The organism is Nocardia sp. CNY236 (assembly GCF_000482385.1).
In the GTDB taxonomy this organism is placed as follows: Bacteria; Actinomycetota; Actinomycetes; order Mycobacteriales; family Mycobacteriaceae; genus Nocardia.
Map to the genome: position 1 here is coordinate 50,375 of NZ_AXVD01000029.1, position 12,541 is coordinate 62,915.

At 62.1% G+C, this 12,541-nt stretch carries 12 protein-coding genes; 6 read left to right on the top strand and 6 right to left on the bottom strand.

Annotated elements, in window-relative coordinates; all coding sequences use genetic code 11:
* Nucleotides 1-62 precede the first annotated feature (62 nt).
* On the bottom strand, nt 63-1,358 hold the full coding sequence (locus K940_RS28605) for a hypothetical protein (protein ID WP_051407249.1): 1,296 nt from the start codon (nt 1,356-1,358) through the stop codon (nt 63-65).
* A gap of 582 nt (nt 1,359-1,940) precedes the next feature.
* Here K940_RS28605 and K940_RS0116050 point away from each other — a divergent pair.
* Nucleotides 1,941-2,243, top strand: coding sequence for a DUF1905 domain-containing protein (locus K940_RS0116050; RefSeq protein WP_028478383.1), 303 nt, complete (start codon nt 1,941-1,943; stop codon nt 2,241-2,243).
* A 24-nt stretch (nt 2,244-2,267) separates the two neighbouring features.
* Here K940_RS0116050 and K940_RS0116055 read toward each other — a convergent pair whose 3' ends face one another.
* Nucleotides 2,268-2,603 carry a hypothetical protein gene (locus K940_RS0116055; RefSeq protein ID WP_028478384.1) on the bottom strand — a complete coding sequence of 112 codons (336 nt, stop codon included), beginning with the start codon at nt 2,601-2,603 and terminating at the stop codon, nt 2,268-2,270.
* 314 nt (nt 2,604-2,917) lie between these two features.
* Here K940_RS0116055 and K940_RS0116060 point away from each other — a divergent pair, with 314 nt between their 5' ends.
* The 3 genes from K940_RS0116060 to K940_RS0116070 all read left to right on the top strand — a co-directional run bounded on the left by K940_RS0116060 (nt 2,918) and on the right by K940_RS0116070 (nt 5,713).
* Entirely contained in the window at nt 2,918-3,673 is a 756-nt protein-coding gene (locus K940_RS0116060) for a crotonase/enoyl-CoA hydratase family protein (protein ID WP_036528823.1), read from the top strand.
* Nucleotides 3,674-3,849: 176 nt separating this feature from the next.
* Nucleotides 3,850-4,956 (top strand): DUF4185 domain-containing protein, encoded by a 1,107-nt coding sequence (locus tag K940_RS0116065; protein WP_028478386.1) that lies wholly within the window; start codon nt 3,850-3,852, stop codon nt 4,954-4,956.
* Nucleotides 4,957-5,038: 82 nt separating this feature from the next.
* Nucleotides 5,039-5,713, top strand: a complete 675-nt coding sequence (locus K940_RS0116070; RefSeq protein ID WP_028478387.1) for a bifunctional 2-polyprenyl-6-hydroxyphenol methylase/3-demethylubiquinol 3-O-methyltransferase UbiG — start codon at nt 5,039-5,041, stop codon at nt 5,711-5,713.
* Between the two features lie 44 nt (nt 5,714-5,757).
* On the opposite strand, the gene K940_RS0116075 is transcribed toward K940_RS0116070, so the two are convergent.
* Entirely contained in the window at nt 5,758-6,348 is a 591-nt protein-coding gene (locus K940_RS0116075) for an alpha/beta family hydrolase (protein ID WP_028478388.1), read from the bottom strand.
* Between the two features lie 258 nt (nt 6,349-6,606).
* Here K940_RS0116075 and K940_RS0116080 point away from each other — a divergent pair, with 258 nt between their 5' ends.
* Nucleotides 6,607-8,442: an acyl-CoA dehydrogenase gene (locus K940_RS0116080; protein ID WP_028478389.1), complete on the top strand. Its 1,836-nt coding sequence runs from the start codon at nt 6,607-6,609 to the stop codon at nt 8,440-8,442.
* A gap of 148 nt (nt 8,443-8,590) precedes the next feature.
* Complete coding sequence (locus K940_RS0116085) at nt 8,591-9,664, top strand: DUF4185 domain-containing protein (RefSeq protein ID WP_028478390.1); 1,074 nt, start codon at nt 8,591-8,593, stop codon at nt 9,662-9,664.
* A gap of 407 nt (nt 9,665-10,071) precedes the next feature.
* Here K940_RS0116085 and K940_RS30880 read toward each other — a convergent pair whose 3' ends face one another.
* From K940_RS30880 to K940_RS33055, 3 genes are all read right to left on the bottom strand, one after another.
* A complete protein-coding gene (locus tag K940_RS30880; protein WP_155980912.1) occupies nt 10,072-10,878 on the bottom strand; it encodes a hypothetical protein in 807 nt (268 codons plus the stop codon).
* Nucleotides 10,879-11,419: 541 nt separating this feature from the next.
* Nucleotides 11,420-12,067 carry a GAD-like domain-containing protein gene (locus K940_RS0116100; protein WP_028478391.1) on the bottom strand — a complete coding sequence of 216 codons (648 nt, stop codon included), beginning with the start codon at nt 12,065-12,067 and terminating at the stop codon, nt 11,420-11,422.
* A 102-nt stretch (nt 12,068-12,169) separates the two neighbouring features.
* On the bottom strand, nt 12,170-12,541 hold a 372-nt coding region (locus tag K940_RS33055), incomplete at its 5' end, for a hypothetical protein (protein WP_028478392.1).

The window sequence follows — 12,541 nt, forward strand, 5'->3', positions numbered from 1 at the left end:
GCCGTCGATCAGCAATGGGCACCTGGTCTGCATCCGGTAGTTGCATGCACCGCGGATCCGCTTCACGTCTTCAGGAACTCCAGCATGTCTCGTTGGAGAGCAAGGTTGGTCTCTCGCTCCGCGGCCGCCGTGACCCAGGAATGCGTTTGGAGTGGGCGAGTGTCCGGTGGCCAGGCAGCGAGGACGGTGAGGGCGGTGCTGCGACACCGAACAACGCGGTTGCCGAGCGCGACCGGTAATAATGTGCGGCCGACACCCGGATGCTCGCTCAGATTCCAGACGATGGCCTCGAGTGCCCTGTCGGCTTGATACTCCGAGCTCAGGCCGAGCGCTTCGGACGGTCCGGTGGTCAGCTCCTCGAGTGGGAGGAGGTGTTCGGCGAGATCGACAATCTGCTGGATCGTGACCTGATCGGCTTGTCGCATCGCCCACTGCCAGATATAGGCGTTGTAACGATCGAACCGCAAGTGTGCGAGGGCATCGGGAAGCGCGTCCATGCCCAGTCGTCCCGCGCAGGAGAGTGCGACCTCGAACCTGTGGGAGCGGCGCTCGTCGTGCGCTTGCGGATCGGCAGGGTCGGTGTGCGACGTGAGCTCATAGGTCACCAGATCACGCCACCGTTGCTGCGTCGTGAGAGAAGCGTACCGAGCTCGAAGCCGAGCCGGTTCGCCGTCGGGCCAGTCGAGATCGCCACCGGAAAGCCGGCGTTCGAGGGTTAGTGCCGTGTCGAGGCGCCCAAGAGTGGGTTCGGACCGGTCGAGGAGTTCAGCGAAGCGATGCATGACGGGCACCGCGTCGTCGTAGTGGTTCATGTTTTCGGCGGGACCGTCGTTCGCGAGGGCTTCGAGGATGTCGGCGGCACCGTCGATCAGAGCGTCGTCGACGTCATCCTCGAGTAGAGCCTCGTAGAGGCCGCCGGTCGTGGCGGCGATATAGGCGAGATACTCGTTCATCACGTTGTTGCGGAAGCCGCTACGCAACAACCACGCTTTGATGTCGGGATCGGTGCAGCCTGCCAGCCGCTCCACCGCGTGAATACGCCCCCAACCATCGTGCCGCTGCGCCAGCTCGAACACCGCGCGCTGCGGTTCGGGCTGGGTGTTCATCAGCGCGACGACAGCGAAGAGCGCGAATTCTTCCAACGACCCCAGTAACTGCAGCAGCTCGCAGTCGCGTTCGTCACCGCACGTGCCCAGCAAAACGATGCCGAGCTTGGCGGCCTCCCGCTGTGTGGCGTTCTCGGTGACGAATCGCGCTGCCCAGTAGAGCTTTTCGACGGAGAAACGCCGTGATCGCAGCTCTGTTACGAGTTCGTCGGCGACGTCTATCGCCCGTACCCGGGCAAAGTGCGTGAGCAAGCGGGCCGGATCATCGAGGTCGGCGAGAATATGGTCGGTGAGTTCGGCGACCGGTTGCGCTCGAGGCCTGAGGTGATGGGTGCTGATGCCATCGAAGGCAACACTGGGGAGGACGAGTTCGTTTGTTGCTGTCGGCTGCTCGTCCGGTAGCGGGTACCCATTACACGGCCAAGGACCAAGTCCGTGAAGAGCGGAGAGAGATAGTGCGTGGGCCACAAATGTGGCCTCACGGGGGCTCATCGAGCCGGGCGCAGGACGCCCTTTCCACTGAAGATCATGAACCCAAGGATGGCAGCTCGACGGTGCGGACGCAACAACGCGCCGACCAGGCCGAGGTCGCGACCGAGCGGGCCTACAACTTGGTAGAGACCAACCGAGCAGCGCTCGTACATACGTGCCCACTCCGGTGCGGATACTGAACACCGACTCATGGAGAACTACTTCTCTACCCTGAAAACCGAACTGCTCTATCGCCGGTCCTGGCGCAGTTGCCGACACCGGCCGATGTCAGGAGGTCGGCGGACCCGCAACGGACGGTCCGCAGAGCCGAATTCTGTCGGTATCGGCCGCTACGGTCATTGCGTGACTGGAGCACGGTACGAGTTCTCTGCGCAGGTGTGGGAGACCCAAGGGAAGGTCGCATGGTATTTCGTGTCGCTGCCCGAGGCGGTGGCGGACGAGATCGAGGAGCGCTACGGGCATCGCACGGGCGGGTTCGGGTCGGTGCGGGTACACGTGGTCATCGGCAGTAGCCGATGGTCGACGTCGCTGTTCCCGGACAAGTCCCTTGGGACGTACGTCCTTCCGGTGAAGAAGGCGGTGCGCGTGGCCGAGGGACTGGACACCGGATCGACCACAGTGATCGAGATCACTGTAGCGCTGTAGGCAAGCCCTTGCGGCTGATCGGACTCAGCCCGGCGGTTCCACCGAGAAGCACTCACTGGCGATGCGGCCGCTGGCGCCACGCACCTTGTCCGCGTCTTCCTCACTCATTCCGAGCGTCTCCTGATCGGGAGTCGTTTCGTCGTATTCGTCGCTGATCATGACGCGCAGTCCGGCTTGCGAAATCTCTAGATCGAGAAAGATTCCCGCAGCGCAATCGGCCAACTCCGGATTGTCGAGCCCCTTGCCCTGCAGCGACTCGACGATATCGGCCCGTGTCACGTCGGGCTCAGCGGTGTCGCTTCCGCATGCGGTGAATACCGGCAGCGCGATCAGCGCCGCGGCGATGAAGCAGATCCGCACCTGACTCCTCTTTCTCGACTGGCCACTATCAGTGGCGTGGCCACGATAGTGCCCCGCCGCGCTGCACGGTAGTCGTTCGCCGCTGTCGATGCCAATATCCTTGTCGTACACCATTATTCGATGAGACGACGGGGGCTCACAGATCCATTGCCGCTGGCACCGCGGTGTCGATTCGCTCCACAAGGTGTCGGTGTCCACGACCTCGAGGCGGACCTCGAGGCGCTTGTCCGGACATCCGCGAAAGGTCGGGCCGATGCTCCCTACGCTTCGTGACTGCCGCATTTGTCGAATCGAACCGCCGATAGTGTTCGGGAATGGATACCACTATCGCGCTGCGGTTCGACGACGATCGTGCCTACGTCATGCTCGATCGCCCGGACAAGCACAACGGCCTCACCTTGCAGATGATTAGCGACTTGATTGCTAGCGCTCGCGAGATTGCGCGGAGACCGGGGGTTCGCGCGGTGGTCCTCTCCGGTAACGGTCCCAGCTTCAGTAGCGGATTGGACATCTCCGCAGCGGCTGGCGATCCGCTGGCGATCGCTCGGCACTTCCTTCCCTGGCCGCTGCGCGGCACCAACTCCTTCCAGGAAGCGTGCTGGGCGTGGCGTCGGCTTCCTGTGCCGGTGATCGCCGCAGTCCACGGGCACTGCTTCGGCGGCGGGTTGCAGCTCGCGCTCGCTGCCGACGTTCGGTTCGCCACGCCCGACGCGGGGTTCTCCGTCATGGAGGCCAGGCACGGCCTCGTCCCGGACATGACCGGGGCGGTAGCACTGTCTCGGCTGGTAGGCATGGACAAAGCGCTGTTGCTCACGATGACTGCGGATGTCGTCGACGCTGCGTACGCGGCGCAGATCGGCTTGGTCACCGAGGTGACGGCCGACCCGATCTCCGAGGCGGAGAAACTCGCCGACCGCATTGCGAGCCGGCCGCCGCACACGGTCGCGGCAGCCAAGCGGCTGTTCGATCGCAGTTGGCACTCCTCGGTGCGGCGCACCCTTGCCTTCGAGCGCGCAGCTCAGCTTCCCCTGCTGCTGCGCAAGGCGGTCAGCAACCGATCAGATCAATAGCTGAATATTCGCCATTCCGGGATATGTGCCGCATACCCAGGCGTCGCGCTGTTAGGCTGCTGAAGATTTGCCAGCCAGTCGACTAGTGGTGCGCGGCACCCCTGCGAAGGGTCTGTGTATCGCGGGGCCTCTGTGTTTCGCACCGCTCTCGGCGATAGACCGGAGGGCTCACAGACTTGATCAAGACCGGATCCTTGTTGCTGTCAGCGCTGGTGGGTGTCTCGGCCTTGCTCTGCACGACGGCCGCCACCCCAGTCATCGCCAATCCGAACGCCGTCAACCCGATTCCGGTAATCAACGGGACGACCGGGTTGCCGAACCTGATGGGCCGCACCCAGGCGGTCTTCCAGGTGACCGGGATGGCGAGCCCGAACAGCACCCACACCTACAACGTTCTCGGCACCGACCTGGGCATCATGTGGGACAACGGGCGCGGCGAAATGCTCGTCGCGTTCGGTGACACCGCCGGATTCGGCCTGCCGAATCTGCTCTCGGGCAGTGTATGGGCCTGGCGCAGCAACATCCTGGTGCGCAGCCATACCAAAGATCCTTCCAACGGAATCTATTTCGACAGCGTGGTCCGCGACGGGTTGGGCCAGGCGCGCGATCTGATTCCCAGCCCGAAGATTCCTTTCCTGGAGATCAGTCGGATTCCGACGGCAGGAACGTCGGTTGGCGGCGTGCAGTACATGAGCCTGATGTCGGTGAAGAGCTGGGACGATATCGGTCGGTGGAGCACCAACTATTCCGAGCTGGCCGTCTCCGGCGACAACGGTGAGACCTGGGCCGAGCTTCCGGAGACTCGGCGACCGAATACCGGCGGCAACTCCAAATTCCAGATGAATGCCTTCCTCGCCGACGGCGGGTACATCTACGAATACGGCACTCCGTCCGGGCGCAACAATGCGGCCTACGTCGCTCGTGTTCCGGCGCGGGATATCACGAATCTCGGTGCGTACCAGTACTGGGACGGCGCCCGGTGGCAGCGGAACGTGGACGCGGCCGCGCCCATCATGGGGGGCGTGAGCGAACTGTCGGTGATGTACAACGACTATCTCGGACAGTACATTTCACTCACCACCGACCCGTTCGACTCCGTGGTGATGCGCCGCGCGGCGTCGCCGGCCGGCCCGTGGAGCGGCCCGGAGGTGTTGATCGACACCCGGGAGCTGCCGAGCGCCTACGCCCCCTCGATCTTTCCGTATCAGACCGGGCGCGACCTGTATTTCCTCACCACGGTGCACAGCCAATACAACGTCTTGCTGATGCGCACGACACTGTAGGCCAAGGCCATTCGGTCGGGCGCCTTCGCTCGGCCGACGCGCGCGCCGGCCGGGTGACGGCGCGCAGCGATAGACTCGCGGCATGGATGCGGCAGACTGGGACGAGCGCTATGCGCAGACGGAACTGGTCTGGGGAGCGCCGCCGAACAGCACGGTGGTCGAACATGTCTTCGGGTTGCAGCGCCGCACGCCACGGTCGCCGTCCGCGGCGGGCGGTGAGCCGCCGGAACTCCCCCGCGCACTCGATCTGGCGTGCGGCGAAGGCCGCAATACCCTCTGGCTCGCCACACACGGCTGGCAGGTGCGCGCGGTCGACTACTCCCAGGTGGGCATCGACAAGGGCCGTACCGTTGCCGCGCGCTTGTCGCGTTCGGTGCGTGGCCGGATCACCTGGCAATGCGCCGACGTCACCGATCTGTCCGCGGCGGGAGTCGTCGGGCCGTTCGAACTGGTGCTGATGGTGTTCCTGCACCTGTCGGCCGAGCATCGCCGCGCGGTGCTGCGGGCCGCGGTCGATCTGCTGGCCACCGAGGGCACGCTGATCGTGCTCGGGCACGACACCCTCAACCTCACCGAGGGTTTCGGCGGGCCGCAAGATCCGGCACTGTTGTTCACCCCCGACGACATCGTCGCCGATCTCGGTCCGGCAGTGGACGACGATCGGGTCCGTGTGCGGGTAGCCGACCGGGTGCTTCGCCCCACCGAGAACGGTGACGCCATCGACGCCTTGGTCGTCGCGACTCGTCCGGTCGAGTGACGATGGCAGATCGGGTGGCCTGACCTGGCCCGGCGTGGATCGGATCAGGACCAGCGCGCCAGCCACGGGGTCACGGTCTCGGCGATGAGATCGAAACCGGCGCGGAAGGAATGCGCTTGGCCGGGGATCACCTGGACGGTTGCCGCATCGCCTGGATCGGGGATGCCGAACGGGTCGTTGGCGCCATTGATCACCAGGACGTCGATGTCGCCGGGCGCGCGCAACTCGTCGCGGCGAGACTTCTCCGGCTTGCCGGGCGGGTGTAGGGGGAAGGAGAGCGCGAGCACGGCATGAGCCTGCGCTGCGACCGCGGTGCGGCAGGCAACCCGCGCTCCGTTGCTGCGCCCGCCTTGGAGCAGCGGCACAGGGAACCGCTCGCGCAGATAGGCGACGATTTCGAGCCATGCGTCGTCTTGCTTGGCTGCCGATCCGGGCGCTCGTCGCCCGGCTACGCGGTAGGGCTGGAGCACGCGCGCCACCCCGCCGCCCACCTGGAGTGCGCAATCACGGACAACGAGAAGGTCTTTGGTGTCGACACCGCCACCGGAGCCATGAGTGAGCATCAACAGAAACGCCGGATCGCGCGGCTGGTCGAGTTCGAGTTCCGCCGGTCCGGCAGGTGTTTCGATGCGCACACCTCACAGTAGTACTGTGGGTGCCGCCGCGGTGGCACGACATCTCCGCAGCGGAGAGCGCCACCGTTCTAACGGTGTAAAACACGTCACACTTGTGTGCACGGCTCTTTGACTCGTCATTACTCCCCGGTAATATGCAGGGGTAAGTTACCCGCGAGTAGCATGCGGAAGACCGGTGTGATCACCCGGTTGAGCGAACAACGGGCGGGAACGGCAACCGACCGACCGCACCAACTCAACGGAGAGTGAGTACTGACAATGGGCCACTACAAGAGCAACGTCCGCGACCTGGAGTTCAACCTCTTCGAGGTCTTGGGCCTCGACTCCATCTTGGACAGCGGCGCCTACGGCGATCTGGACACCGACACCGTCAAAGAGATGCTCAACGAGGTGCGTCGCCTGGCCGAAGGCCCGCTCGGGGAATCGTTCGCCGAAGCCGACCGCAACCCGCCGGTCTTCAACCCCGAGACACACACCGTCGAGCTGCCCGAATTCTTCAAGAAGAGCTACCGCACCATCCAGGACGGCGGCTGGGACAAGCTGGGCGTCGCCGAGGAACTCGGTGGCCTGGCGATTCCGCGTGCCGCCAATTGGGCCATCGCCGAGCTGATGCTGGGCGCGCAGCCGGGCGCGTTCCTCTACAGCGCCGGCCCCGGCTTCGCGAACATCCTCTACGACAACGCCACCGAAGAGCAGAAGGGCTGGGCGAAGATCGCCGCCGACAACGGGTGGGGCGCCACCATGGTGCTGACCGAGCCGGACGCCGGCTCGGACGTCGGCGCCGGTCGCACCAAGGCGATCAAGCAGGAGGACGGCAGCTGGCATATCGAGGGTGTCAAGCGGTTCATCACCTCCGCCGACGCCGATGACCTGTTCCCCAACATCTTCCACTTGGTGCTGGCTCGCCCCGAGGGCGCCGGCCCGGGCACCAAGGGGCTGTCGCTGTTCTTCGTGCCGAAGTTCCACTTCGACCACCAGACCGGCGAACTCGGTGACCGCAATGGCGTGTTCGTCACCAACGTCGAACACAAGATGGGTCTGAAGGTCTCGGCCACCTGTGAGGTGACCTTCGGCGGGCACGGCATCCCGGCCAAGGGATGGCTGGTCGGCGAGGTGCACAACGGCATCGCGCAGATGTTCGATGTCATCGAGCACGCCCGCATGATGGTGGGCACCAAGGCGATCGCCACCTTGTCCACCGGTTATCTGAACGCGTTGGAGTACGCCAAGCAGCGGGTCCAAGGTGCGGATCTGACCCAGGCGACCGACAAGTCCGCGCCGCGGGTGACGATCACTCATCATCCGGATGTGCGTCGGTCCTTGGCGATGCAGAAGGCCTACGCCGAGGGGCTGCGTGCGGTGTACCTCTACACCGCGGCGCACCAGAACGCAGATGTCGCCGAGCATGTCTCCGGTGTGGATGCCGAGCTCGCGGCGCGGGTCAACGATTTGCTGTTGCCGATCGTGAAAGGTGTGGGTTCGGAGCGGGCCTATCAGTACCTGACCGAGTCCTTGCAGACGTTGGGTGGTTCCGGTTTCTTGCAGGACTACCCGATCGAGCAGTACATCCGGGATGCCAAGATCGACTCGCTGTACGAGGGCACGACCGCGATCCAGGCGCAGGACTTCTTCTTCCGCAAGATCGCCCGTGATCGTGGCGTGGCGTTCGGCCACCTGGCCGGCCAAGTGCAGAAGTTCATCGACTCGGAGGCGGGCAACGGCCAGCTGAAAGGTGAGCGCAAGCTGCTGGCGACCGCGTTGGAAGACGTGCAGGCCATGACCGCCACCTTGACCGGTCACCTGATGGGCGCTCAGCAGCAGCCGACCGAGCTGTACAAGGTGGGCCTGGGTTCGGTGCGGTTCCTGCTCGCGGTCGGTGACCTGCTGGTCGGCTGGCAGCTGCTGCGCCAGGCCGAGATCGCCATCGCGGCGCTCAACAAGGGCGTGACGGGCGCCGACGAGGCGTTCTACAAGGGCAAAGTAGCGGTCGCACAGTTCTTCGCCCGCAATGTGCTGCCGGAACTGACCGCCACCCGCGCGGTGCTGTCGAACCTCGACAACGACATCATGGAGCTGGACGAAGCGGCGTTCTGATCCGCTCTTCGGCTCACCGCAACGGCCCCGTCCCGCACCGCGAGTGCGGGACGGGGCCGTTGGCGTAGCTGCTGCCGTCAGGGCCGGGCCAGCCGGTACAGTCTCCGGGGTGACTCGACCGACGCGCTGCCCGAGGGGGAAGTCCCGGATGAAACGATCGCTGTCTGCGCTTGCCTCCGTCGCGGTGGTGTGTCTCGTGGCCGCCGGGTCCGCCGGCGCCGATCCCAATGACGTGATGCCGATTCCGGCGCTCAATGGTGTGCACGGTCTACCGCAGTTGCCGGGACCCACTCAGGCGGTGTTCCAGGTGACGGGGATGGACAGCCCCAACCGCACCCAGGATGTGAATGTGATCGGCACGGATCTGGGCATCATGTGGGATGACGGCAATGGCCACATGCTCACCGCGTTCGGTGACAGTGCTGGGCTGGGTCTGCCCAATCTGCTCGCGGGCAGTGTGTGGGCATGGAACAGCAATGCGGTGTTCCGCAGCGGGATCCCCGACCCGGCCCAAGGAATCCATTTCGACAGCGTGGTGCTGAATCCGTTGCCCAGCCCGAAGATTCCGGGTATCGAAATCAGTCTCATTCCCACGGCGGGGATCGCGGTCGATGGCGTGCAGTACATGAGTTTGATGTCGGTGCGCGAGTGGGGCGATCACGGTCGGTGGGAAACCAACTACTCCACGCTCGCTGCCTCGCATGATGGCGGCCAGTCGTGGAACCCGCTCACCACCACTCGCCGCGCCAATACCGACGGCCATGAGAATTTCCAGCAGAATGCGTTCCTCGCCGCCGACGGCTACATCTACCGCTACGGCACGCCGGCAGGCCGCGACAACGCCGGGTTCGTCTCTCGTGCACCGCGTTCGGCGATCGCCGATATCGATGCCTACGAGTATTGGGACGGTGAGAATTGGCAGGCGGGTGAGGCTTCTGCGGCGGCCCCGATTGTCGGTGGTGTGGGTGAGTTGTCGGTGGCGTGGAACGGGCATGTGGGGCAGTACGTCATGTTGACCACCGATCCAGCGACGTCGGTGGTGATGCGGACCGCGCCGGCGCCGGAGGGGCCGTGGAGTGCACCGCGGGTGTTGGTGGATTCTGCTGCGCTGCCTACGGCCTACGCGCCGATGATCTTCCCGTACCAGACGGGTAGCGATCTGTATTTCCTGTTGACAGTTCACCGACAGTACAACGTGATCCTGATGCGGACACCGCTGTAGGGGAGGGAAGCCCGACCGCGTTCAGCAACGTGTCGGCAGCGTGCCGATAGCGGTGATCTGTCGACGGCGGTCGAACTGGCCGTCGGCGACGTCCTTCGTGAAGCGGGTGGTTAGTTTCGCGGATCGGGAGGAGATCTCTCGGCGGTTCACGATCGATGAAGCGGGCCGGAGATCGCGCGGTCGCTGGATCGACACTACTCGGTGGTGAACCGAAAGATCGCCCAGGGTGGTGGCGGGGCCGATCTACAGGTGCACTACGACTTCCTGAACCGGGCAGTTGGCAGAAATAGCCCTTCAGGCTGCTGTCCGGAAACAACCGGGCGCCTCAACCAACGTGCACTGTGTCCATTGTTCAATTACGAAGCCAATTGTGCCGGACCGAAGATCCTGAAGGAGATTGGCGCTACCTATAGGGGCGTATTCCTACCTTGATTCCAGCAAATCTTTTGTTCGATAATAGAAGCTGCTCGGTGCTGATCGACCTCGAGATATCTAATGTCGTGACCCGACCCCTCCAGGCGGTAGAGTTGAGAGGTTTTCGTCCAATTCAATTCAGAATCCAGACTCTCATCAACTGGCAGAGAATCCTGGTTGGCAAGAAAATAACGTCTGATCAACTTCACCTGAGATGTACCCGAGGTATCCGCTATGTCTGGTATTTCATAGAATGTCTTGTAGCCGGGAGCGCTGAGCATGTCATAAGCATCGAGAGTAACTTTAGACGTAACGAGAAAAGGGTCGAATCTCATGCTCGATTCAATGCTCGAGACAGGAATCATAGAGCCCTGTAAGTCGATAAACTCTTCGAGCCAGAAGCCGCCACCGCGCTCAAACATTACGATGAGCGGCTCGTACGGGCAGGGGATTTCAACTGAAGCAATCTCGTTGGAACTGTCTATCAGCCCCGCCCATCGGACGGCACCTCGAACCGCTCTCGCAACAAAGACGCCGAGATTGGAGGATCTGATCAAAAACTGTTCTAATTCACTATCGATTTGGCGGCCCAGATGGAAGTCTGGCGCAATATATTCTGCAATGTCAAACAGTGGCCAGGGGCAGTCTAAATCATGGAGTTTGACCCACAGTGCGGTACGTCTCAGATACTCCCACATGAGTAGGTTCCTGGAGTACCGACTATTGATCGCTCCATCCAAATTGTCCCACTCGATCGCTCGCAGTCGCTTTAGAACATTGAGTGGTGGGACATCATTCATCGAACGTTCCTTCTGCTTTCAGTTTCCGAATTATTTCCTTAATAGTATCATTGAGCTCGATGAGGTCGCCACCTAGAGAAATCGACGGAGCCTCAACTCCAAATCTTCTCTCCCATTTTAGTGTTCCATCTGCGGGATTGGGGGCGAGTTCATGAGCACCGGCGCCTATTAAGTTGTCGGGCACCTTGATTCGACCCCAAGTATTTTCTTCCAGATAGAATCCCCATGCTTCACGAACATCAGGTAGATACGGGATCCCGGCTCCCGTTAATCCGCGCTCGATGTATTCGTGTGCAATTAGGTGACGGGATTCTTCAAGCTCGCTAGCGTCAAGTTCTCCCGATCTGGCATTCTGTCAAAGTATTGCTATATATTCGCGGGGGGGTGAAAAGTCCTTTGATAGATGTTTCCGGCGCTACCAAGACCTCATGTCGTGATCGAAAAAGATGCGTTTTGACGCCCGGAGTATCGACTCATCAACGCCGGTGTTTTTGGAGACAATAGGTTTGAGTGAGATTGAAGATCGAATCGGCACGCATCGCTAGAGGTATGGGTTATTAACCAGGAGAGTGCGGGGTGTGACTTGACTCAACAAGTGCATATGAACCTCTGCATCCAGGATCTCGATGTTCTCAGGCATCATCGTCCCGCCGAGGGCGGGAACCGGTACGAACCCATACATGGTTTCAGAATCAACAGGACCCAACCTCTTCAATACTCGTTTGAAGAGGCCTCGGTCGTCCTCGCCTTCCAGGTCCATTCCTCCTCGTGCGTCTGCTATGAACGATACATATATTTGAAGATCCTTCTCGAAATCATTGGACATTTCGTCTGAATTGTCGGTGGGCATAATCTGACCAACGCAGGGATACATTGTAATGCTCATACCCGTGCGCTCACCCCACAGCCTCATTTCGCCGAAAGCCGATCTGGTCACCGCAGTCCATTTGTCGGAACCGAATGGCAGTTCGAGGTCTGATGTCCACTCATCGACGACCGATTGCCACTTGATGGGATCGCAGATCCAGTACAATCCGTTCTTGAACCCTGAAAACCCCAGATCCTTCCACAGTTCGAGCAGGAAACCTGGAACGGCGTCAGCGTATGTGTCGAACCGATCCGCTGGTACAGGATTGCGGAATGTCGGTTGTCCCCACGCTTCTATGACACTACTGACGGAAATTGGCATACTCCACCTCAAACTCACAGTTGTTTTCGGCAGCGTCAAGTGAACGACACTACAGGGCATGATGGTCCTGGTCGTGGGGATAGTCCGACCGCCCTGGATGAGCTATTCGGTTGTGGTCTGTTCTTTTTCGCGTGCGCGTCGCCATTCTTCGAAGGCTGCGAGTTCTGTGTCGTAGCGTTGGCGCATCGGCCCGTTGTTCGGGACTCGGTAGTACCACCAGTTCTGGCCTCGGTGCGGTTTGCGTATCTGTCGTGCCAGCCACGCGAGCTGGTCGTCGATGGTGATGCAGCGGTAGCGGTGATCATAGCTGGACAGCCACTCTGTGACCGGTGCGCGTACTGTCGGGTCCAGGTGCTCGATCGTGGTTTCGATGAGATCCCGGAACCGGAACCCCTCGCTGAAGCCGGCGGCGTCCCAGATATCCCATGGCAGGGCCGTGGACGACTGGTCCTGCTCGATTTTCAGCACCGTGGT

Excerpts from the sequence above, each read along its gene's own strand:
- K940_RS0116060 (WP_036528823.1), top strand. The coding sequence starts at position 2,918 with ATGGATACCACTATCGCGCTGCGGTTCGACGACGATCGTGCCTACGTC.
- K940_RS0116070 (WP_028478387.1), top strand. The coding sequence starts at position 5,039 with ATGGATGCGGCAGACTGGGACGAGCGCTATGCGCAGACGGAACTGGTC.
- K940_RS0116080 (WP_028478389.1), top strand. The coding sequence starts at position 6,607 with ATGGGCCACTACAAGAGCAACGTCCGCGACCTGGAGTTCAACCTCTTC.
- K940_RS0116085 (WP_028478390.1), top strand. The coding sequence starts at position 8,591 with ATGAAACGATCGCTGTCTGCGCTTGCCTCCGTCGCGGTGGTGTGTCTC.
- K940_RS30880 (WP_155980912.1), bottom strand. The coding sequence starts at position 10,878 with ATGAATGATGTCCCACCACTCAATGTTCTAAAGCGACTGCGAGCGATC.
- K940_RS0116100 (WP_028478391.1), bottom strand. The coding sequence starts at position 12,067 with ATGCCAATTTCCGTCAGTAGTGTCATAGAAGCGTGGGGACAACCGACA.